The sequence below is a fragment of the Bacillus sp. PAMC26543 genome, assembly GCF_014250375.1.
Lineage (GTDB): Bacteria > Bacillota > Bacilli > Bacillales > Bacillaceae > Bacillus > Bacillus halotolerans.
The window spans coordinates 3,926,878-3,946,094 of the sequence record NZ_CP060193.1 but is presented as its reverse complement, the minus strand read 5'-3'; the positions used below and the strand labels follow the sequence as shown (position 1 = coordinate 3,946,094).

17 protein-coding genes and 2 pseudogenes are annotated in these 19,217 nt (G+C 41.7%); 18 read left to right on the top strand and 1 reads right to left on the bottom strand.

What is annotated here, in order from left to right; genetic code table 11:
* Nucleotides 1–21 precede the first annotated feature (21 nt).
* From cdaA to H7F27_RS19730, 18 genes and pseudogenes are all read left to right on the top strand, one after another.
* A complete protein-coding gene (cdaA, locus tag H7F27_RS19810) occupies nt 22–843 on the top strand; it encodes a diadenylate cyclase CdaA (protein ID WP_024120028.1) in 822 nt (273 codons plus the stop codon).
* Nucleotides 836–2,290 carry a CdaA regulatory protein CdaR gene (locus H7F27_RS19805; protein WP_101860236.1) on the top strand — a complete coding sequence of 485 codons (1,455 nt, stop codon included), beginning with the start codon at nt 836–838 and terminating at the stop codon, nt 2,288–2,290. Before cdaA ends, H7F27_RS19805 begins: the two co-directional genes overlap by 8 nt.
* Before the next feature lie 18 nt (nt 2,291–2,308).
* The gene (gene glmM, locus H7F27_RS19800) at nt 2,309–3,655 is read left to right on the top strand and encodes a phosphoglucosamine mutase (protein WP_101860235.1); all 1,347 of its coding nucleotides are present in this window, start codon (nt 2,309–2,311) and stop codon (nt 3,653–3,655) included.
* A gap of 429 nt (nt 3,656–4,084) precedes the next feature.
* Nucleotides 4,085–5,887 (top strand): glutamine--fructose-6-phosphate transaminase (isomerizing), encoded by a 1,803-nt coding sequence (gene glmS / locus H7F27_RS19795; protein WP_101860234.1) that lies wholly within the window; start codon nt 4,085–4,087, stop codon nt 5,885–5,887.
* Between the two features lie 896 nt (nt 5,888–6,783).
* Nucleotides 6,784–8,301 carry an NADH dehydrogenase subunit 5 gene (locus H7F27_RS19790; RefSeq protein ID WP_101860233.1) on the top strand — a complete coding sequence of 506 codons (1,518 nt, stop codon included), beginning with the start codon at nt 6,784–6,786 and terminating at the stop codon, nt 8,299–8,301.
* A gap of 13 nt (nt 8,302–8,314) precedes the next feature.
* On the top strand, nt 8,315–10,933 hold the full coding sequence (locus H7F27_RS19785; RefSeq protein WP_101860232.1) for a DUF2309 domain-containing protein: 2,619 nt from the start codon (nt 8,315–8,317) through the stop codon (nt 10,931–10,933).
* A 76-nt stretch (nt 10,934–11,009) separates the two neighbouring features.
* Nucleotides 11,010–11,531, top strand: a complete 522-nt coding sequence (locus tag H7F27_RS19780; RefSeq protein ID WP_101860231.1) for a carbonic anhydrase — start codon at nt 11,010–11,012, stop codon at nt 11,529–11,531.
* A gap of 63 nt (nt 11,532–11,594) precedes the next feature.
* Nucleotides 11,595–11,885: a DUF6407 family protein gene (locus H7F27_RS19775; RefSeq protein WP_101860230.1), complete on the top strand. Its 291-nt coding sequence runs from the start codon at nt 11,595–11,597 to the stop codon at nt 11,883–11,885.
* Between the two features lie 56 nt (nt 11,886–11,941).
* Nucleotides 11,942–12,304, top strand: a complete 363-nt coding sequence (locus H7F27_RS19770; RefSeq protein ID WP_003241432.1) for a Na-translocating system protein MpsC family protein — start codon at nt 11,942–11,944, stop codon at nt 12,302–12,304.
* Between the two features lie 215 nt (nt 12,305–12,519).
* The gene (locus tag H7F27_RS19765; protein ID WP_024120036.1) at nt 12,520–12,822 is read left to right on the top strand and encodes an ArsR/SmtB family transcription factor; all 303 of its coding nucleotides are present in this window, start codon (nt 12,520–12,522) and stop codon (nt 12,820–12,822) included.
* Between the two features lie 129 nt (nt 12,823–12,951).
* A complete protein-coding gene (locus H7F27_RS19760; protein WP_101860229.1) occupies nt 12,952–14,124 on the top strand; it encodes an MFS transporter in 1,173 nt (390 codons plus the stop codon).
* A 157-nt stretch (nt 14,125–14,281) separates the two neighbouring features.
* Nucleotides 14,282–14,427 (top strand): annotated as a pseudogene (locus H7F27_RS21045) (hypothetical protein); the annotation flags it as partial.
* A 228-nt stretch (nt 14,428–14,655) separates the two neighbouring features.
* A complete protein-coding gene (locus H7F27_RS19755) occupies nt 14,656–15,171 on the top strand; it encodes a HEAT repeat domain-containing protein (RefSeq protein WP_101860228.1) in 516 nt (171 codons plus the stop codon).
* 4 nt (nt 15,172–15,175) lie between these two features.
* A pseudogene (locus H7F27_RS19750) lies at nt 15,176–15,259 on the top strand (TlpA family protein disulfide reductase); the annotation flags it as partial.
* Between the two features lie 218 nt (nt 15,260–15,477).
* The gene (locus H7F27_RS19745) at nt 15,478–16,455 is read left to right on the top strand and encodes an alpha/beta hydrolase (RefSeq protein WP_185848347.1); all 978 of its coding nucleotides are present in this window, start codon (nt 15,478–15,480) and stop codon (nt 16,453–16,455) included.
* Between the two features lies 1 nt (nt 16,456).
* Nucleotides 16,457–17,128, top strand: coding sequence for a two-component system response regulator YbdJ (locus H7F27_RS19740; RefSeq protein WP_095714768.1), 672 nt, complete (start codon nt 16,457–16,459; stop codon nt 17,126–17,128).
* Complete coding sequence (locus tag H7F27_RS19735; RefSeq protein WP_180948915.1) at nt 17,125–18,111, top strand: two-component system sensor histidine kinase YbdK; 987 nt, start codon at nt 17,125–17,127, stop codon at nt 18,109–18,111. Before H7F27_RS19740 ends, H7F27_RS19735 begins: the two co-directional genes overlap by 4 nt.
* 57 nt (nt 18,112–18,168) lie before the next feature.
* Nucleotides 18,169–18,432, top strand: a complete 264-nt coding sequence (locus H7F27_RS19730; protein ID WP_255238365.1) for a hypothetical protein — start codon at nt 18,169–18,171, stop codon at nt 18,430–18,432.
* Here H7F27_RS19730 and H7F27_RS19725 read toward each other — a convergent pair.
* A complete protein-coding gene (locus H7F27_RS19725) occupies nt 18,417–19,187 on the bottom strand; it encodes a serine/threonine-protein kinase (protein WP_024120044.1) in 771 nt (256 codons plus the stop codon). The two genes, H7F27_RS19730 and H7F27_RS19725, sit on opposite strands and share 16 nt — an antisense overlap.
* Nucleotides 19,188–19,217 lie beyond the last annotated feature (30 nt).

Below are 19,217 nucleotides of genomic sequence, written 5' to 3'. Positions count from 1 at the left end.
GAATTCTTGGAGGACGAGGAAATGGCTTTTGAGGATATCCCTTTTTTGCAGTACCTCGGCAATGCCGTTGATATTCTCCTTGTTTGGTATGTGATATATAAACTGATTATGGTGATACGCGGCACGAAGGCGGTTCAGCTCTTAAAAGGAATCGTTGTGATCGTGCTTGTCCGTATGGCCAGTCAATATTTGGGCCTCAGCACGCTTCAGTGGCTGATGGACCAAGCGATAACATGGGGATTTTTAGCAATTATTATTATCTTTCAGCCTGAGCTGAGAAGAGCGCTTGAACAGCTTGGACGGGGCCGTTTCTTCTCGAGGAGCGGCACGCCGGTGGAGGAAGCGCAGCAGAAAACAATTGAGGCTATAACGAAAGCGATCAATTATATGGCGAAACGCCGGATCGGCGCCCTTTTAACCATTGAGCGGGATACGGGTATGGGGGATTATATTGAAACGGGCATTCCTTTGAATGCAAAGGTCAGCTCTGAGCTCTTGATCAATATTTTTATCCCGAATACACCGCTTCATGACGGAGCGGTCATTATGAAAAATAATGAAATTGCCGCTGCCGCCTGTTATTTGCCGCTTTCTGAAAGCCCGTTCATTTCAAAAGAACTGGGAACGCGGCACAGAGCGGCTGTCGGAATCAGTGAAGTTACAGACAGTTTGACGATTATCGTGTCTGAAGAGACCGGCGGCGTCAGTGTGGCGAGGAATGGCGACCTTCACAGAGAGCTGACGGAAGAAGCGCTGAAAGAAATGCTTGAAGCAGAGTTTAAGAAGAACACCAGAGAGACTTCTTCTAACCGTTGGTATTGGAGGGGCAAGAAAAATGGATAAATTCTTAAACAACCGCTGGGCTGTGAAAGTCATTGCGCTGCTTTTCGCGCTCTTGCTTTATGTAGCGGTTAACAGCAACCAAGCACCAACTCCGAAAAAACCAGGTGAATCATTTTTTCCGACATCTACAACTGATGAGGCAACACTGACTGATATACCGGTTAAAGCATATTACGATGATGAAAATTATGTCGTGACGGGCGTTCCGCAAACGGTGAATGTCACGATAAAAGGTCCGACAAGCGCCGTGAAGAAGGCGAGACAGACAAAGAATTTTGAGATATACGCGGATATGGAGAAGCTGAAAACCGGCACGCATAAGGTCGAGCTTAAGGCCAAAAACGTGTCGGATGGGCTGACGATATCCATTAATCCGTCCGTGACGACCGTCACCATTCAAGAACGCACGACAGAAAGCTTTCCTGTTGAAGTGGAGTATTACAACAAAAGCAAGATGAAAAAAGGCTATTCTCCGGAGCAGCCGATTGTCAGTCCTAAAAATGTACAGATTACCGGTTCTAAAGCTGTGATTGATAATATTTCTCTTGTGAAAGCTTCGGTAAACCTGGAAAATGCAGATGAAACGATTGAAAAGGAAGCGAAAGTGACTGTCTATGATAAAGACGGAAACGCGCTTCCTGTCGATGTGGAGCCCTCGGTCATCAAAATTACCGTTCCGGTGACAAGTCCGAGTAAAAAATTGCCCTTTAAAATTGAGCGGACAGGAAGCCTTCCTGACGGGGTCAGCATAGCGAATATCGAATCAAGTCCCAGTGAGGTGACGGTTTACGGCTCGCAGGATGTCTTGGATTCTCTTGAATTTATAGACGGTGTCAGCTTAGATTTAAGCAAAATCAAAAAGGATTCTGATATCGAGGCAGATATTCCGCTTCCTGACGGCGTCAAAAAAATCTCGCCGTCAAAGGTGACGTTGCATATAGAAGTAGATAGTGAAGCGGATCAGACGTTTGAGAATGTCCCTATTAAGACTGTGGGGCTGAGCAGCTCACAGAACATTGAATTTCTGGATCCGGAATCACAAACGATAGATGTTACGGCCAAAGGCTCTCCCGGCAACATAAAAAAACTGCAGAAATCAGACATAGAATTGTATGTGAATGTATCTGATTTAGATGACGGAGAGCACAGTGTGAAGCTTGAAGTAAACGGGCCTCAAAATGTAACCTGGTCCTTGGGGCAGAAAAATGCAAAAATCAAGCTTACGTCTAAAAAAACGAATACGACAACAAAAGATAACAGCAATACGACGTCAGGGAACCAGGATGACACTGATGACAAGACGAATGACAAAGAGAATAATCAGCGAGAAGATACAACGAACAGCGATAAAAACAATGATGATCAAAATCAAGACGAAAACCAAGATCAAAATCAGGATCAGGATGAAGATGAATCAAATACAGGTTCACAATCTTCATCAGAATAAAAAAGGAGCGATTATAAAATGGGCAAGTATTTTGGAACAGATGGTGTAAGAGGTGTTGCCAACAGCGAGCTTACGCCTGAGCTGGCCTTTAAAGTCGGACGTTTCGGCGGGTATGTGCTGACAAAAGACAAACAACGTCCAAAAGTGCTGATAGGCCGCGATACACGCATCTCCGGCCATATGCTGGAGGGAGCCCTTGTCGCCGGACTTTTATCAATTGGCGCAGAAGTCATGCGTCTGGGAGTCATTTCTACACCTGGTGTTTCCTATTTAACAAAAGCGATGGATGCAGAGGCGGGCGTCATGATATCTGCTTCTCATAACCCAGTGCAGGATAACGGAATCAAGTTCTTTGGAGGAGACGGATTTAAGCTTTCTGATGAACAGGAGGCTGAAATTGAGCGTCTGATGGATGAACCGGAGGATAAGCTGCCAAGACCGGTTGGAGCTGACTTGGGACTTGTAAACGACTATTTTGAAGGCGGCCAAAAGTACCTGCAATTCTTAAAACAGACTGCCGACGAAGATTTTACAGGCATTCATGTTGCGCTTGACTGCGCACACGGAGCGACGTCATCGCTTGCGACACACTTGTTTGCCGATTTAGACGCAGACGTGTCGACAATGGGAACTTCTCCGAACGGATTAAACATCAATGACGGAGTCGGATCGACTCATCCCGAAGCGCTCAGTGCGTTTGTAAAAGAGAAAAATGCTGATATCGGCCTTGCGTTCGATGGTGACGGCGACCGACTGATCGCAGTCGACGAAAAAGGAAATATCGTTGACGGCGACCAAATTATGTACATATGCTCAAAATACCTGAAATCAGAGGGCCGCTTAAAGGATGATACGGTTGTTTCCACAGTCATGAGCAACCTCGGTTTCTATAAAGCGCTTGAAAAAGAAGGGATAAAGAGCGTGCAGACGGCTGTCGGCGACCGCTACGTGGTAGAGGCGATGAAAAAAGACGGCTACAATGTCGGCGGAGAACAGTCCGGCCACTTAATTTTCCTTGATTACAACACAACAGGTGACGGATTATTGTCCGCCATTATGCTGATGAATACATTAAAAGCGACAGGCAAGCCGCTGTCAGAGCTTGCGGCTGAAATGCAGAAGTTTCCGCAGCTTTTAGTCAATGTGAGAGTAACTGATAAATATAAAGTCGAAGAAAACGAAAAAGTAAAAGCCGTTATTTCTGAGGTTGAAAAAGAAATGAACGGCGACGGCCGGATTTTAGTGCGCCCATCTGGCACTGAACCGCTCGTTCGTGTGATGGCTGAGGCGAAGACGAAAGAACTGTGCGATGAATATGTTAATAGCATTGTTGAAGTCGTCCGGTCAGAAATGGGATTAGAGTAACGAAATCTATAAACAGAGAGCGAACAAGACAAGTGCGACTCACATATAATAATTGTGAGACAGGCGGCAAAGTTGTTTAAAAAACAATTGACCATTCTTGGCACATGCTGTAAAATCAAGCTTGTCTTGTTCTTGTTTTCTAGAGGCAGGAAAGACGGGATTTTGTTTCACTTATAATTATAGCGCCCGAACTAAGCGCCCGAAAAAAGGCTTAGTTGACGAGGATGGAGGTTATCGATTTTTCGGCGGATGCCTCCCGGCTGAGTATGCAGATCACAGCCGTAAGGATTTCTTCAAACCAAGGAGGCGACTCCTTGAACAAAGGGAAATCACATGATCTTCCATAAAACATGTAGGAGGGGACGATTGAAAGTCCCCTTGAAAAATGACTTTCTTCGTCTCCTTTTACAATCTTAGGAGGAAGAAATTATGTGTGGAATCGTAGGTTATATCGGTCAGCTTGATGCGAAGGAAATTTTGTTAAAAGGATTGGAGAAGCTTGAGTACCGCGGCTATGACTCTGCGGGTATCGCAGTTGCCAACGAACAGGGGATCCATGTGTTTAAAGAAAAAGGACGCATTGCCGATCTTCGTGAAGTTGTGGATGCCAATGTAGGAGCAAAAGCAGGAATTGGCCATACTCGATGGGCAACACACGGCGAACCAAGCTATCTGAACGCTCACCCGCATCAAAGCGCACTGGGCCGCTTTACACTTGTTCATAACGGCGTGATCGAGAACTATGTTCAGCTGAAACAGGACTATTTACAAGATGTAGAGCTCAAAAGTGACACCGATACAGAGGTAGTCGTTCAAGTAATCGAGCAATTTGTCAACGGAGGACTTGATACAGAAGAAGCGTTCCGCAAAACACTTACACTGTTAAAAGGCTCTTACGCAATTGCTTTATTCGATAACGATAACAAAGAAACGATTTTTGTAGCGAAAAACAAAAGCCCTCTATTAGTTGGACTTGGAGATACATTCAACGTCGTGGCGTCTGACGCGATGGCAATGCTTCAAGTTACAAACGAATATGTAGAGCTTATGGATAAAGAAATGGTCATCGTGACTGATGATCAAGTTGTTATCAAAAACCTTGATGGCGACGTTATTTCACGTGCGTCTTATATCGCTGAGCTGGATGCCAGTGATATCGAAAAAGGCACGTACCCTCACTACATGTTGAAAGAAACGGATGAGCAGCCAGTTGTGATGCGCAAAATCATCCAAACGTACCAAGACGAAAACGGCAAACTGTCTGTGCCTGGCGATATCGCTGAGGCTGTAGCGGAAGCGGACCGCATCTATATCATTGGCTGCGGAACTAGCTATCACGCAGGACTTGTCGGTAAACAATACATTGAAATGTGGGCAAACGTGCCGGTTGAAGTGCATGTAGCGAGTGAATTCTCTTACAACATGCCGCTTCTGTCTAAGAAACCGCTCTTCATTTTCCTTTCTCAAAGCGGAGAAACAGCAGACAGCCGCGCGGTTCTTGTTCAAGTCAAAGCACTCGGACACAAAGCGCTGACGATCACAAACGTACCGGGATCAACGCTTTCCCGTGAAGCTGACTATACATTGCTGCTTCATGCAGGCCCTGAAATCGCTGTGGCGTCAACAAAAGCATACACAGCACAAATCGCAGTTCTTGCGGTTCTTGCATCTGTAGCTGCTGACAAAAACAGCATCGATATCGGGTTTGATCTAGTCAAAGAACTCGGTATCGCAGCAAACGCAATGGAAGCCCTTTGCGACCAGAAAGACGAAATGGAAATGATCGCTCGTGAATACCTGACTGTATCCAGAAACGCTTTCTTCATCGGACGCGGCCTCGACTACTTCGTATGTGTCGAAGGCGCATTGAAGCTGAAAGAGATTTCTTACATCCAGGCAGAAGGCTTTGCCGGCGGCGAACTGAAGCACGGCACCATCGCCTTGATCGAACAAGGAACACCAGTATTCGCACTGGCAACACAAGAGCACGTAAACCTAAGCATCCGCGGAAACGTCAAAGAAGTTGCCGCTCGCGGAGCCAACACATGCATCATCTCACTGAAAGGCTTAGACGATGCGGATGACAGATTCGTATTACCGGAAGTAAACCCAGCGCTTGCTCCGTTGGTATCTGTTGTTCCATTGCAGCTGATCGCTTACTATGCTGCACTGCATCGCGGCTGTGATGTTGATAAGCCGCGTAACCTTGCGAAGAGTGTTACTGTGGAATAATAAATGTTTAACCCCTTTGGTTATTAGCCAAAGGGGTTTTTTTATAGAAGGGCTAACATCTGTTCGTTTATAAGTGAACGGATAGTTTTATTTTATCAGGTGGGTTTGTATGGAGCTCATTTAACAATGATGAGGACAGATGCTTTATAATAAGGTGCAGCAACGAAACATTTAATCACGTCAAGATTCAAAAAATATGTACCATTGGTCAGGAGAATTAGCAATAATTCATTGAAGCTGTACTCACTGTCCAAGAGGTTGAGGATATTTCACTTTACATCCGAACCGAATAAAAGGTACAAGCATTTTTCCGAATCTATTAAAGAGAAATGTAGTTACCATGTAGGGAGGAAGTTTGATACTGCATTCTCTGAACTCCGACATCAAATTTGATTTCCAATGAATTAGAATATGAGTTTTGGTTGACAATGTTTAAAATTTAGCATATCTTATACTTAACTTAATAATCGGCCCAGATGTTTATTTTCGTTTGTTAAATTATTAGGTCTTTAGCATTCTTTCAACTAATCTTGACAGGATGAAAAAGTATCCTAATTTAAATGGAGGAGAAACATAAGTCGATTTTATTTGATAATTAAGCACTATATTAAAATGTAGCGATGATTTCATTCCTTTAGAAGGAAGTTAAAACATAGCATATAGTAAAATGACCAATAATAAGGTAGCTCTTCAAAAAACTTCGCAGAAGTTAGTTGAAGTGAAGCCGACAATTTTCAAGATTCAATGATTAAAAACATCATTGAAATTGTGAAATTGTCGGCTTTTTTTATTGGAAAAAAATAGAGATATATAAAATTTGTATTAAATTATAGAAAATATGATCTGATCTAAAGGTCTTTTGAGCAATAACGACTTTTAAAAAGGGAGAATTTGAAATGTTAGTTTCGCTGAGTTTGTCATCATTATTAACATTATTTTTTATTATGCTTATTGCTTCTGGGATAAGCGGACTATTGTTTTTACATCCACGCGTACCCTTGAGTTTTGTTCGCATTCATATTGGTATCTTGGCTTTACCGCCGTTGGTTTCCTTAGTGATTCTTGCCAATAGGAGTGTGAATGGAAATGTTGGCCCTTGGTACTTCGATTCCTTAGCTTGGTTAATGACCTTCTTTGTTTTGACAATTGGCCTAATCATTCAGCGTTTTTCTGTACGTTACTTAATGGGTGATCGATCTTATCGAAAATATTTTACGCTTTTTACTTTCACTACAGGTGCTGCTTCAATTGCGTGGTTAAGTGGTGATCTCCGCTTGATGGTTATTTCTTGGGGAGCAACTCTTGTCGGTTTAACCCTGCTTATCAGGTTAAACAGTGCTTGGCAAGTCGCTAGTGAAGCAGCCAAGGTTACTGGCCGATTATTTTTGTTAAGCTGGCTTTCTTTGTTTTTCGCGATAGTTTGGCTTTTCCAAGTCACAGGTCAATGGCAGTTATCATTGGTTTTAACAAATGAAAGCTTAGCTCAACTGGGGGCATGGGAGAGAACAGGGATTAATCTATTGATTGTATTAGCAGTGATCATTCCTGCGGCTCAATGGCCATTCCACAGATGGTTAATTGAGTCTATTGTTGCTCCAACTCCTGTTTCTGCGATTATGCACGCAGGTTTAGTAAATGCAGGCGGGATTATACTAACTCGATTTTCACCTCTATTTAATGGTGGTATAGCATCGATTATTTTACTTCTGCTTGCTGGCATCTCTGTATTGATTGGAACGGGTATTAGTTTGGTCCAGGTTGACTATAAACGCCAGCTAGTAGGCTCCACGATTGGACAAATGGGATTTATGCTCATTCAGTGTGCACTAGGGGCTTATACAGCAGCCATTATTCATCTTATTTTACATGGTTTATTCAAAGCTACGTTGTTTCTACAAGCTGGTTCAGCAGTAGGGCGTCATGAAGTATCGGATCGTACTAATGAAAGAACATCCTATTTATGGGTCATGGCTGGTCGGATTTTATCCTTAGTTTTAGGCGTTGCTTTTTGGCTCGCTGCTCCTGGAGAGGGGTATCAATTCATTAGTGCGCTGATCTTAGGGTGGTCATTGTCCGTTTCTTGGACTCAGCTTGTAGCTTTTGGAGAGGGAAGAATGGGTCGAATTGCTGGCTTAACATGTTTAGGAGGAGCAGCCTTTGTATATTTTATCATTCATAACCTCTTCTATAAGTGGCTGCATACAAGCGTTTTTCAAAGTGTTCAACCTCCAATGACAGCTGTCATCATTGTCGTATGTCTCTTGCTATTTGGCAGTGCTCTAGGCACTTGGGTTGCTCGTCATCGTTCTTCAGTTTTCTTCGCAGTACTCTATCTTTGGTTAGTGCGATTAGGTGAAGCAAAACCCAAGACAGTAGAGAGTCATCCAGACTACCTTAAACAATATTTATCATAAGGAGGTAAAAGTGTTGGGCATTACATCCGTATTAATGAAAGAAAATGTAAAAAAGAAAGAGACAGATATTGATGTTCAAGAAAGAGATATTAACGTTTTAATTGAATCTGCCAGCCGAGTCATTGCACCACTTTGGCCTATTTCAACATTCGCTGCACGTAACCCGTGGATGGGACTTGAAAACCAACCTTTTGATCAGGTTGCAAGCTGGCTGAAACATACTCGTGATGTTGATATATATCCTAGTGCGTCTATGATCCGTTCAGCAAAGAATAAAGGTGAGATTGATGAAGATTTTGTGGAAATGGGGCTGCAGCATTGGCTTGATTCACATTCCTTTCATATTCCAAGGGATGCGGCAGAGCGATTTTGTCATGCTGGATTAAAATTAGAACCACTGCCTTCCGACCTTTTATCATCACATAAGCTGGAGAAATTGGTGAATGAATGCAGTGGAGTGGATCATATCGAGAATGTTTTTATGCAGCCAATCAGTTCGTATATAGAAAATCAAGATGGTGAAAGGTTAATCAATATCCTAGATCATCATGTCATTAAGTGGAGTAAATTATATCTTGATGACTCTCAAGCAGGCTGGACAATGCCCAACCGTGAGGAAGGTTTCTATCGTGCCTGGCAGCATCTCATTCAGTATGATCCAGCACTTAGTAAAAAGCAGCGTGAAAGGTTAAAAGGTTGGCCGCAAGAGGCACATGTGGCTTTACAAGAAGCGTTATTCGCACTAGAAATCCCAGAATCAGAAATCCAGTGTTATCTTGAAGGCCATTTACTTTCCTTACCCGGATGGGCAGGGATGATGCTTTGGCGCTCCCAACAATCGAGCCATGAACATGCACTTCTAACAGAATATTTAGCAGTTCGGATATCCATGGAGTGGGCTCTTATAAAGCCATATTTACCTATTAATAATGAACGATTTGAGAATAAAATTTCAATTACTCCCCTTATAGCAGCTTGGATTCATTGGGGGGGCCTTACATTAGAAGAATGGGCACAGATGCCGGCCGATGAACAAAACGAATATTTATCATTTGCCTACAGCTTTGATGAGAAACTTCGCAGGAAACTTTGGTTAGAAGCATGGGAGCAAACACACACTGATCGATTAAGTCAGAAGATCATCTCGAAACAACGTGAAACCAACGGTAAAAAATCTGCATTAGCTCAATTAGCATTCTGTATCGATGTACGATCAGAGCCTTTTCGTCGTCAATTAGAAAAAGCAGGCCCGTTTGAAACGATTGGTGTTGCTGGTTTCTTCGGGGTGCCGATTGCAACTTGTGAACTTGGCAGTAAACACAGTCATGCCTCTTTGCCGGTCATACAAAAACCGCAAAACAAAATAAAAGAGTTCGCAGATGAAGATGTACTCGAAAAATACAACCAACGCAAGCAGGCAGTTCATTCCTTAAGCTATACATTTAAAAAGATGAAACAGAATGTACTTACGAGCTTACTTCTACCTGAGCTAAGTGGACCTTGGCTTAGTTTGCAAATGGTGGCACGCAGCTTTGCGCCAAGAAGAGCAGAACGTTTTATTCGTAATCTTCGTGAGACTTGGTTACGGAAACCTGATACAAAACTCTCGCTTCATCATGTTAATGACACAGAGGCAGAGATACCAGTGGGTTTTACTGAAGAAGAAAAAGTGAACTATGCTCGGCAAGCACTAAAAATGATGGGATTAACAGAGAATTTTGCACCCTTAGTCGTGATTTGCGGACATGGCAGTCAAAGCACCAATAATCCTTATGCCGCGGCTCTTGATTGTGGTGCCTGCGGTGGAGCGGCTGGCGGATTCAATGCAAGAGTTTTAGCTGCTTTATGTAATCTTTCAGAGGTAAGAGAAGCTCTATTAACTGAAGGAATGAAAATCCCTGAGGATACGGTTTTTGCCGCTGCTGAACATAATACAACGGTGGATGAATTACATTGGCTTTATGTACCAGAGCTTTCCGAAGCTGCACAGGAAGCATTTGATCATATTGAAGCTGTTATGCCGAAAGTAAAACATCATGCAAATGCAGAACGACTGGCCCAATTACCGAATGTCCAATCGAACCTTAAAAACCCGAAGGCTGAGGCACACCGATTTGCGGAAGATTGGAGTGAGATACGTCCGGAATGGGGACTGGCTCGTAATGCCGCTTTTATTATCGGCCAACGTGAACTAACACAGGATTGTGATTTGGAAGGAAGAGCTTTCCTTCATAATTATGATTGGAAGCAGGATGAAAGCGGTGAACTCCTAGCAAATATTATTGCAGGACCTGGAACTGTGGCCCAATGGATTAATTTACAATATTACGCATCAACAGTAGCACCCCATTATTATGGCAGCGGAAATAAAGCAACTCAAACCGTTACTGCAGGTCTCGGAGTGATGCAGGGGAATGCAAGTGACTTGTTAGCCGGACTGCCTTGGCAATCGGTCATGCAATCAGACCATGAGGCTTATCATTCTCCTCTTCGTTTGTTGATTGTTATCCAAGCGCCTAGACAACATGTAGAACGGTTATTAAATAATGACCCAGTATTTCTGCAAAAAGTTCAAAATGGATGGGTTCGACTGGCTAGTATTGATCCAGAAGGATGTTGGGAAAGCTGGTAATTATGAATCCAAACATTTCTCAAATGGATTTGTTACTCAATATAAAAATGATAAACATAAGGAAGAGGTGTGTTATATGAATGTAGATAAAAAAGTATTATTTTTGACGGACATTGAAAACGGCTTGGAGCCTATTTTACAAGAAGTGACTAACACTCCAGCAGAAAATATGTTGACTATCCAAAGCTATGGTGCCGCTATCTCACATCCTTATGGAGAAATCATGAGGTCTGTTATTTTTGCGATTTACCAGGAAGATGTTGAGGAGGTCTTTGTAGTAAGAACAAAAGATAAGCAGACTTCAACAGGTCATGGACTAACTCAACTTGAAACAATGAAAGATAAAATACAGACATTGGATTATCTCTTTCAAAATTGCAAGCCTGAATTTTTAGGCGGTACAGTCGATGAATGGCTAAATGAAGATAGCAGTGGCGCTGTTGAAAAAAGTGTTGATATCATTCGTCAACATCCACTGGTGCCGTCATATGTTAAAGTCAGAGGTTTAATCGTTGATCATAAGGATGGGGAATCCTCAATTGTGGAGGTTCCTTCTATTAAAACAGGTCAAGCCTTACCTGATCATTGCTTGTCATGATGGAGTGAAGTGGTCAGCTTCTACACCCATATATGGGGAGAAAGCAGTTTTAAGGAGAATGTAATGGGCGCTAGTATAACTGATTTTGTCACGAAAACAATAGAAAAAATGAGCTCGTTTGATCGAGAAAATATGGAATGTATGAAAAAAGTAATAAGAAAAGCAATTCATTTTTATCATTTAAAATCTTATGAAGAAGTTGAGGAAACCCATTTAGGGAGCGTTCGATTTTTGCATGTACACTCTATGATGGAAGAAAATATGTTATCCAAAATTGTAGCGGTCACAAGAAACGGCACAACTGATTTGGATATTGAAGGTGTATATGAAGGATATGTTGTAAGAGAATATTAATGAGACGAAATAACTAATAGAATATGCCAATTTTTTTGCCAGGAGATGTGTTATATATGAAAAAAACGAAAGGTTCTATTGAATCAGAGATCAGTAAGTCTATTACGCAATGGGAGAAGGATTATCTTGGGCGTGGGTCTGTATCTGTTAAAACTGATATACTGCGGGATATGATCATCGTTAATTTAAAAGGAATTTTAACACCAGCAGAATATGCAGTTTGTGGATCAAAAGAGGGTATGTTATCTATCAAACAAACTCGTTCGGAGCTAGTTGAATCAGGGATAGAGGGTCTAAAGGATATTATCCTAACGATAACTGGAGAAGAAGTGAAAAGTTTTCATACTGATTTAAGCTCTCGGACAGGTGAACGAGTGATGGTATTTAAATTATGTAATGATCTTGAGAAAAATCTATAATATTTGGAGAGTAAAAAAGCAGAATGAGAGCAAAGTATATATAAAGCAGCGCTTTCTAAAGGTCAATCTAACAGTAGATATGCGAAAGTTAAGTTCTGTAATACCTCCAACTGAACTGAAATAAGTCTTCAGATTTTTAATGTCTAAAAAGAAGTCAGTCATCAAAAACGAAAAAACGAATTGACATATCGGAATATAACGATATAATAAACGATATGGAACCCATTGAAGTATTCAAAGCCTTATCAAATGAATCAAGGCTGCAAATTTTGCAATGGCTGAAGGAACCTGATCGTCATTTTTCACCCCATGAAGGGATTGATATGAACACAATCGGGGTATGTGTCAGTCAAATAACAGACAAATTGAAAATGACGCAATCAACGGCTTCCCAATATCTCACCATCCTTTTAAGAGCCGGCCTGATTAAGGCTCAACGAATCGGAAAGTACACTTATTACAAAAGAGATGAAGAAGCCATTGGGAAACTTGCGGACTTTCTTAAAACAGAGATATAAAAATAAACATCAAAAGATGTTTATTTTTACGCCATACATATCGACATATTACGATGTGTTTATTTTTTAAATTAACATATCGATAATTCGTGATATGTTGTTTTAATAAAAATTAAGGAGTGAATGTTTATGTCTAACACCTGGAAAATTTATATGTTAGCCATTGTCAGCTTTTTAGTCGGAACTTCAGAGTACATCATTTCCGGTATTTTGGATCACATTGCGCATACACTCGGGATCACCTTGGCCGCCGCGGGCCAGCTCATTACGATCTTTTCACTTGTATATGCTCTTTTAACACCCGTACTCATGGCGTTGACAGCAAGTATGGATAGACGCAGATTGATGATTTATGCTCTCGGTTTGTTTGTGTTCGGCAATATCTTGGCCTTTGTTCTGCCTGGTTATGGTTGGTTTATTGCAGCGCGGATCATTATGGCGATGGGAGCAGGTGTGGTTGTGGTAACCGCATTAACGATTGCCGCTAAGATTGCGCCGGAAGGGAAGCAGGGCAGTGCCATCGCTACGGTCGTTATGGGATTTACCGCTTCTTTAATCATTGGTGTTCCGCTTGGAAGAATGATAGCAGTAGCATTAGGCTGGAAGTCTGTATTTGGTGCAATTGCTTTGTTGGGATTGATCGCAATGGCCGTTATGTTCTTTACTCTTCCGCATACTGAAGGGGATAAACCTGTACCTTTGCTTCAACAGCTTGCTCTTTTCAAAAAACGGAAAGTGGCGATGGGCTTATCAATCACTTTCTTTTGGCTTGGAGGTTATTCTGTTGCTTATACCTATCTGTCACCGTATCTCTTGAACATTTCAGGAATAAGCGGCAAGCTGCTTAGCGGTGTTTTGCTTATATTTGGAATAGCCAGTTTGATTGGATCAAAGTTTGGGGGATATAGCACCGATAAATGGGGAGTGTCCTTTACACTCGTTGGCGGGATGACATTGCATATCGTCACACTGATTCTGCTGTCACTTGTCACCCATTCCCATATCGGAGTGTTGGTGATTCTGATATTATGGTCGTTTGCCGCATGGTCTACCGGTCCGACACAGCAATTTCACCTGGCCACAATAGAACCGGGAATGTCAGGTGTTTTGCTTAGCATGAATCAGTCAATGATGCAATTCGCCATGGCAGTCGGCGCAGGGATAGGAGGGGTTTTTGTAGAAAACGTATCATTGGCCTCGATTACCTGGATTGGTGCATTAGGGGTTATGATTGCAATTATTGCATCATTGATGATTTTTCATTCACAACCGAAACAGGCGCTAAAAGATATCAATCAATAATATACTTCTTAAAATTCAATGGGTTCATTTCGAAAGATCTAACATCCGCTTGTTATCAAGCGGGTGTTTTTTTATCAAAGTCAGTCCATAAGCTTTCCAAGGGCCGGTATCGTTCTGTATGTGTCAAAGGCCATTGAAGCTGAAAGAGATTTCTTAAGGCTTTGCCGGCGGTGAGGTGAAGTACGGCACGATTGCCTTGCTCGAAAACTGGAAACACAAGAGCATGTAAACCTCAACATCCGCGTAAATGTCAAGGAAGTTGCCACTTGGGGAGTAAACACTTGCATCATCTCACTCAAAGGGCAGCCGAGATTCTTATAGTAGTATTACTGATACTAACTGACAAACAAGTTAACAGTAGTATATATGATGTCAAAATGGTCAGTTTGTTAGTCGTTTTATTAGCTCCTCACAGGAGTATTTACAGTGTTTGTGGTATTTATAAGTTAATTGAAAGTTAAGGCGCTTACTGATATATCTTTGTGGAAAATATGCTGAGTATCTGTTATCAAACGAGAGAGGGGCTCTTTTATGAAATCAAATGGTGATGAATTGTCGTTGTCTGTTCAGAATTTAGCGAATACAAATGAGATCACAATTGTTCAAGCGATAGGGGAGCTAAAGAAATCAGGACAAGATGCAATACCTGTTTTGGTTGAGGCCTTAAAAGAGGAAGGTTCTTTGCGTAATATTGCGGCGGCCGTTTTAGGCGAGTTTGGGGAAGGTGCGGGTGAAGCAGCGGAGGAACTGTCATGTTTATTAAAAAGTCATGCCGAAGATACAAGGATGGCTGCGGCCATTTCACTTATGAGAATCGGGAAGGCCAGTCTGCCCTTTGTCATCAAAATCGCTCAAGAAAGTGAAGGACAATCTCGTTTTTGGGCATCCTGGTGTATTGCATGGATCGATCCTTCTTACATTGAACCGAAGATGTATGAATGCCTAAAACATGAGCATGAACATCCTTCAGGAATGGTTGCTCCGTTTGCGGCTGAAGAGGCATTAGGAAAGCTGATTGCTTTTCAGCTTAAAGATAAGGAGGATTGAAAGGATGAAAGCTGAACAAATAATAAAAGAATGGCCAATTCATTTGCCCTGGTTGAATCAATCACAGAATGATTTGACATTCTTGTCAGTATGTATGGCAAACGGTCCTTCCTATAAGCAGGAAGGTTTTTTTAATCATGAAATATTTTTTTATTAGTGGGTATATTCATCAAATGTTCTGCCATGCTCCAAATGTACACCTTTCCGTAAGGGCAAAGTCAAATATGAAAATAAAACTGTTCCAAAGTTAATCAGTTATTTATTTTCATACCGTATCCTTTCAGTATCACGGGAAAGGAGCATCATATGAAAACGTTATGGAAAGTCGTAAAAATCTTTTTTGGCAGCATAGGTGCTTTGATTTTGCTTGCAGCCGTCTCGGTCTTTATCTACCACCATTACCAGCTAAATCAGGAAGCAGCACTCCTTAAAGAAAAAGGCACATTAGTCGATGTTGACGGTAAAAAGATGAATGTGTATCAAGAGGGAAGCGGGAAGGATACGTTTGTGTTTATGTCCGGTTCAGGGATTGCGGCGCCTGCTTATGAGATGAAAGGGTTGTACAGCAAGTTTTCAAAAGAAAACAAGATTGCTGTAGTGGATCGTGGGGGCTATGGCTACAGCGACGTGTATGATGATGGCAGGGATATTGATACAATATTAGAACAGACGAGAAAAGCGCTTCTGCAAAGCGGGAATAAGCCTCCTTATATTTTAATGCCTCATTCCATATCCGGGATTGAAGCGATTTATTGGGCGCAGAAATATCCTGAGGAAATTAAGGCGATTGTTGCGATGGATATTGGATTGCCTCAGCAGTATGTCACGCATAAAATGAGCGAGATTGACAGACTGAAAGTGAGGGGGTTCCAACTGTTGACTTCGATCGGTTTTCATCGATTTATGCCTTCCGCAGTATACAATTCTGAGGTGATTCGGCAGTCGTTTTTAACTGATGAAGAAAAAGAAATCTATAAAGCCATTAATTTTAAGCAATTTTTTAATGCTGATATGGAGCATGAGCTGTTACAGTCTGACCAAAACGGCAGCAAATCAGTAAATTTGCCGGCGCCAAAAGAAACTCCCGTCCTCATTTTAGATGCGGTCTCTGACCAAAATAGAAATTCAAAGTATGCCATACAAAACCGAAAAGATTATGAAGCGTTTGCGGCTCAATTTAATACAGCCGATATAAAGGAACTAAGGGGAACACACAGTATTTATTTATATCAGCCCGATCAAATATATAAACTTTCCATGGAGTTTATTAGAAAGGTTCGCTAAGATGAAGGGTTATCATATTTTAATCGTGGAAGACGATGTCATGATTGGTGATCTGCTGCAGAAGATTTTGCAGCGTGAGGGATATCATGTGATGTGGAAAACAGATGGAGCGGATGTGCTTTCGGTGATTCAGAAGGCGGATTTGGTCATTATGGATGTGATGCTGCCGGGTGAGGACGGGTATCAAATGTCTAAGAAAATTAAAGATTTAGGGTTAAACCTTCCTATTATTTTTCTGTCCGCCCGCAATGACATGGACAGCAAGCTTCAAGGGTTGAAAATTGGCGAGGATTATATGGTAAAGCCTTTTGATCCGAGAGAACTGCTGCTGAGAATGAAAAATATGCTTGATCATCATTATGGCACCTTTACACAAATCAAACATTTATATATTGATGCAGACACCAAAAAGGTATTCAATGGGAGTTTGCACCATGAAGTGCTGTTTACCGCGATTGAGCGGAAAATATTCTTTTATCTGTATGAAAACAGAAACAATATTTTAACAAAGGAACATTTCTTTGATTATCTATGGCAGCTTGAAGACAGAAATCCGAATATCGTGAATGTGCACATTAAAAAAATCAGAGCGAAAATTAATGATGTAGCGGGTGAGATCATTGAAAATATCTATGGAGAAGGGTATCGGCTGAATACCGTTGTGAAGAAATGAAGCTAAAGACAAAATATCAGCTGTTATTATGTACGGCCGTCATTAGTGTTCCTGTACTGTTGCTGGCGGTTAGCATTTTGATGTCGGTGATTTATGACAGCCTGTTTAAACCGATCAATCATGGCATGCCCTTTCACAGGTCTTTTGCGTATCCGGTAATGCTGGCCGTATTTTTATTATCACTTTTATTGTTAGCTTTTTTATTTTCAAAATCGATCCATTCTCTGCTGCGTAAAATCAATCTATTGAATCAAACCATTCGGCATCTGGCGAGTGATCAAAAGGTGCCCGATAAAATAGCAGTGAAACACGCTGATGAAATTGGCGAATTGATCAAGTCGGTCAACTTGTTAATTGAACGGACAACGTACCGGGAACTGGAACTAAGACAGCGAGAGGAAATAAAAAAGGAGCTGCTGCAAAAACTAAGGCATGATATCAATACACCTTTAACAGCTCTCAGGCTGCAGTTATTTTATTTGGAGAGCCAGTGCCAGGATCAAACCGCATTTGAATCTTTGTACCAGCAAATTGAATATATTGCGGAATTAACGAATGAATTCAATCATTACTCAGCCGAAACGTTAGAGAGTTCTTATATTGTAAATGAAGAAGTCAATATTTCTGATCTATTAGAAACCACAGTGAAAAAGTGGGATTATTTATACAGTATCAATGGCATAGAATTGCAATTTAAGCCGTCAGACCAAAGTTTGATATGGATGAGCAACAGTTTATGGATCCAAAGGTTATTCGATAACATTTTTCAAAATACGCTAAAGCATTCGAAAGCTGAAAAGCTGGAAGTCACGATAGAAAACGGCGCTGTTTCGATTCGCGATGATGGCATTGGATTTGATAGAGATCAAGATAGTAACGGGCTTGGGTTGAAGATTATTGAGGATATATGCCGGTTGCTTCATATTAGCTATGAGCTGCAGACAAATGAAAATGGGACTGCGTTTTTGTTTTCAAAAAAGTGATCGGGCTATGTTTTTCTTTCTACCGAACAATTATATATAATAGGAAGCAGAAAAGGGGTGAACAGCATATGTTTAAAAAAATCATCAAAACGATCAAGTACCTCTCTAGCAGCTCGAGTGATCGCCATCGCAGACACCGGCACTACAGCAGCAGCCGGCGCCGCCATTACCGGAGCTACAGCAGCAGTTCTGGCAGAAGAAGACATTACGATCGTTATGGCGGCAGCCACCGCTACAAACGCCGGAGCTACAGCAGCAGTTAATCGCAAAAAAAGTTCTTGTTCCGCATTGGGACAAGGGTTTTTTTATGTCACTGATTGAATCGCACGCTTCAGGTCTTCGCGAATGGAAGCCGTGTGCTGATACTCTTCATCAATGCCCAATAATTTTTTCAGCAGCAGCGTTACTTCTTTTGTCAGCGTTAATTCCTCCAGCCAAGTGGCGTTTTTCTTCTTTTTCCCTTTATATTGAGAGTACAGCAGGAACAACAGGGTTTCTCCGAGATCGAAGAAGTCATCCTGCTTTCTGAGCTTTAATTCCTCATCTTCTTCATGAGATAACTGTTTGGCAAGGCCGAAATCGATAAGATATACGTTACCGTGATTCATCATAATGTTTGGCGTTCTGATGTCAGTGTGAAAAATGAGACGTTCATGCAGGTATTCTACAATGTCCAGCAGCTGAGACATCAGCTGTAATGCCATCAGCTCTCTAAACGGCTGTTTTTGAAAAAATAACAATTCCTCTATATTATCGCCCTCGACCAGCTGCATGACATAGCAGGCTTGTCCGTCTAAGCTGAAGTCTTCTATGAAGGCCGGGATTTGCGGGTGGCTGATGCTTTTGAGCAGACCAATTTCCTGCTGAAATCGGACTCTTTCCTTTTGTTTTTTGGCTTTTGTCGGACGGAGCTGTTTTAAGACGTACGGTGTTTGCGTATGGATATCGGTGCACACATAAACCAAGCCGTAGCCGCCCATGCCGAGGCATTCTTCGATTTTGTATTGGTTGTTCAGTATGACGCCGTTCTTCAGTGGGCGGTCAAATAATAGCTTTTTTAACTGTTTTAATGCCATTTGCAATGCACTTCCCTTGGTTGTACTGAT

Bases quoted from the DNA above. Each gene is read 5' to 3' on its own strand.
- glmM (WP_101860235.1), top strand. From the start codon at position 2,309: ATGGGCAAGTATTTTGGAACAGATGGTGTAAGAGGTGTTGCCAACAGC.
- H7F27_RS19770 (WP_003241432.1), top strand. From the start codon at position 11,942: ATGAAAAAAACGAAAGGTTCTATTGAATCAGAGATCAGTAAGTCTATT.
- H7F27_RS19775 (WP_101860230.1), top strand. From the start codon at position 11,595: ATGGGCGCTAGTATAACTGATTTTGTCACGAAAACAATAGAAAAAATG.
- cdaA (WP_024120028.1), top strand. From the start codon at position 22: ATGGCTTTTGAGGATATCCCTTTTTTGCAGTACCTCGGCAATGCCGTT.
- H7F27_RS19780 (WP_101860231.1), top strand. From the start codon at position 11,010: ATGAATGTAGATAAAAAAGTATTATTTTTGACGGACATTGAAAACGGC.
- H7F27_RS19805 (WP_101860236.1), top strand. From the start codon at position 836: ATGGATAAATTCTTAAACAACCGCTGGGCTGTGAAAGTCATTGCGCTG.
- H7F27_RS19735 (WP_180948915.1), top strand. From the start codon at position 17,125: ATGAAGCTAAAGACAAAATATCAGCTGTTATTATGTACGGCCGTCATT.
- glmS (WP_101860234.1), top strand. From the start codon at position 4,085: ATGTGTGGAATCGTAGGTTATATCGGTCAGCTTGATGCGAAGGAAATT.
- H7F27_RS19745 (WP_185848347.1), top strand. From the start codon at position 15,478: ATGAAAACGTTATGGAAAGTCGTAAAAATCTTTTTTGGCAGCATAGGT.
- H7F27_RS19790 (WP_101860233.1), top strand. From the start codon at position 6,784: ATGTTAGTTTCGCTGAGTTTGTCATCATTATTAACATTATTTTTTATT.
- H7F27_RS19765 (WP_024120036.1), top strand. From the start codon at position 12,520: ATGGAACCCATTGAAGTATTCAAAGCCTTATCAAATGAATCAAGGCTG.
- H7F27_RS19760 (WP_101860229.1), top strand. From the start codon at position 12,952: ATGTCTAACACCTGGAAAATTTATATGTTAGCCATTGTCAGCTTTTTA.
- H7F27_RS19725 (WP_024120044.1), bottom strand. From the start codon at position 19,187: ATGGCATTAAAACAGTTAAAAAAGCTATTATTTGACCGCCCACTGAAG.
- H7F27_RS19755 (WP_101860228.1), top strand. From the start codon at position 14,656: ATGAAATCAAATGGTGATGAATTGTCGTTGTCTGTTCAGAATTTAGCG.
- H7F27_RS19740 (WP_095714768.1), top strand. From the start codon at position 16,457: ATGAAGGGTTATCATATTTTAATCGTGGAAGACGATGTCATGATTGGT.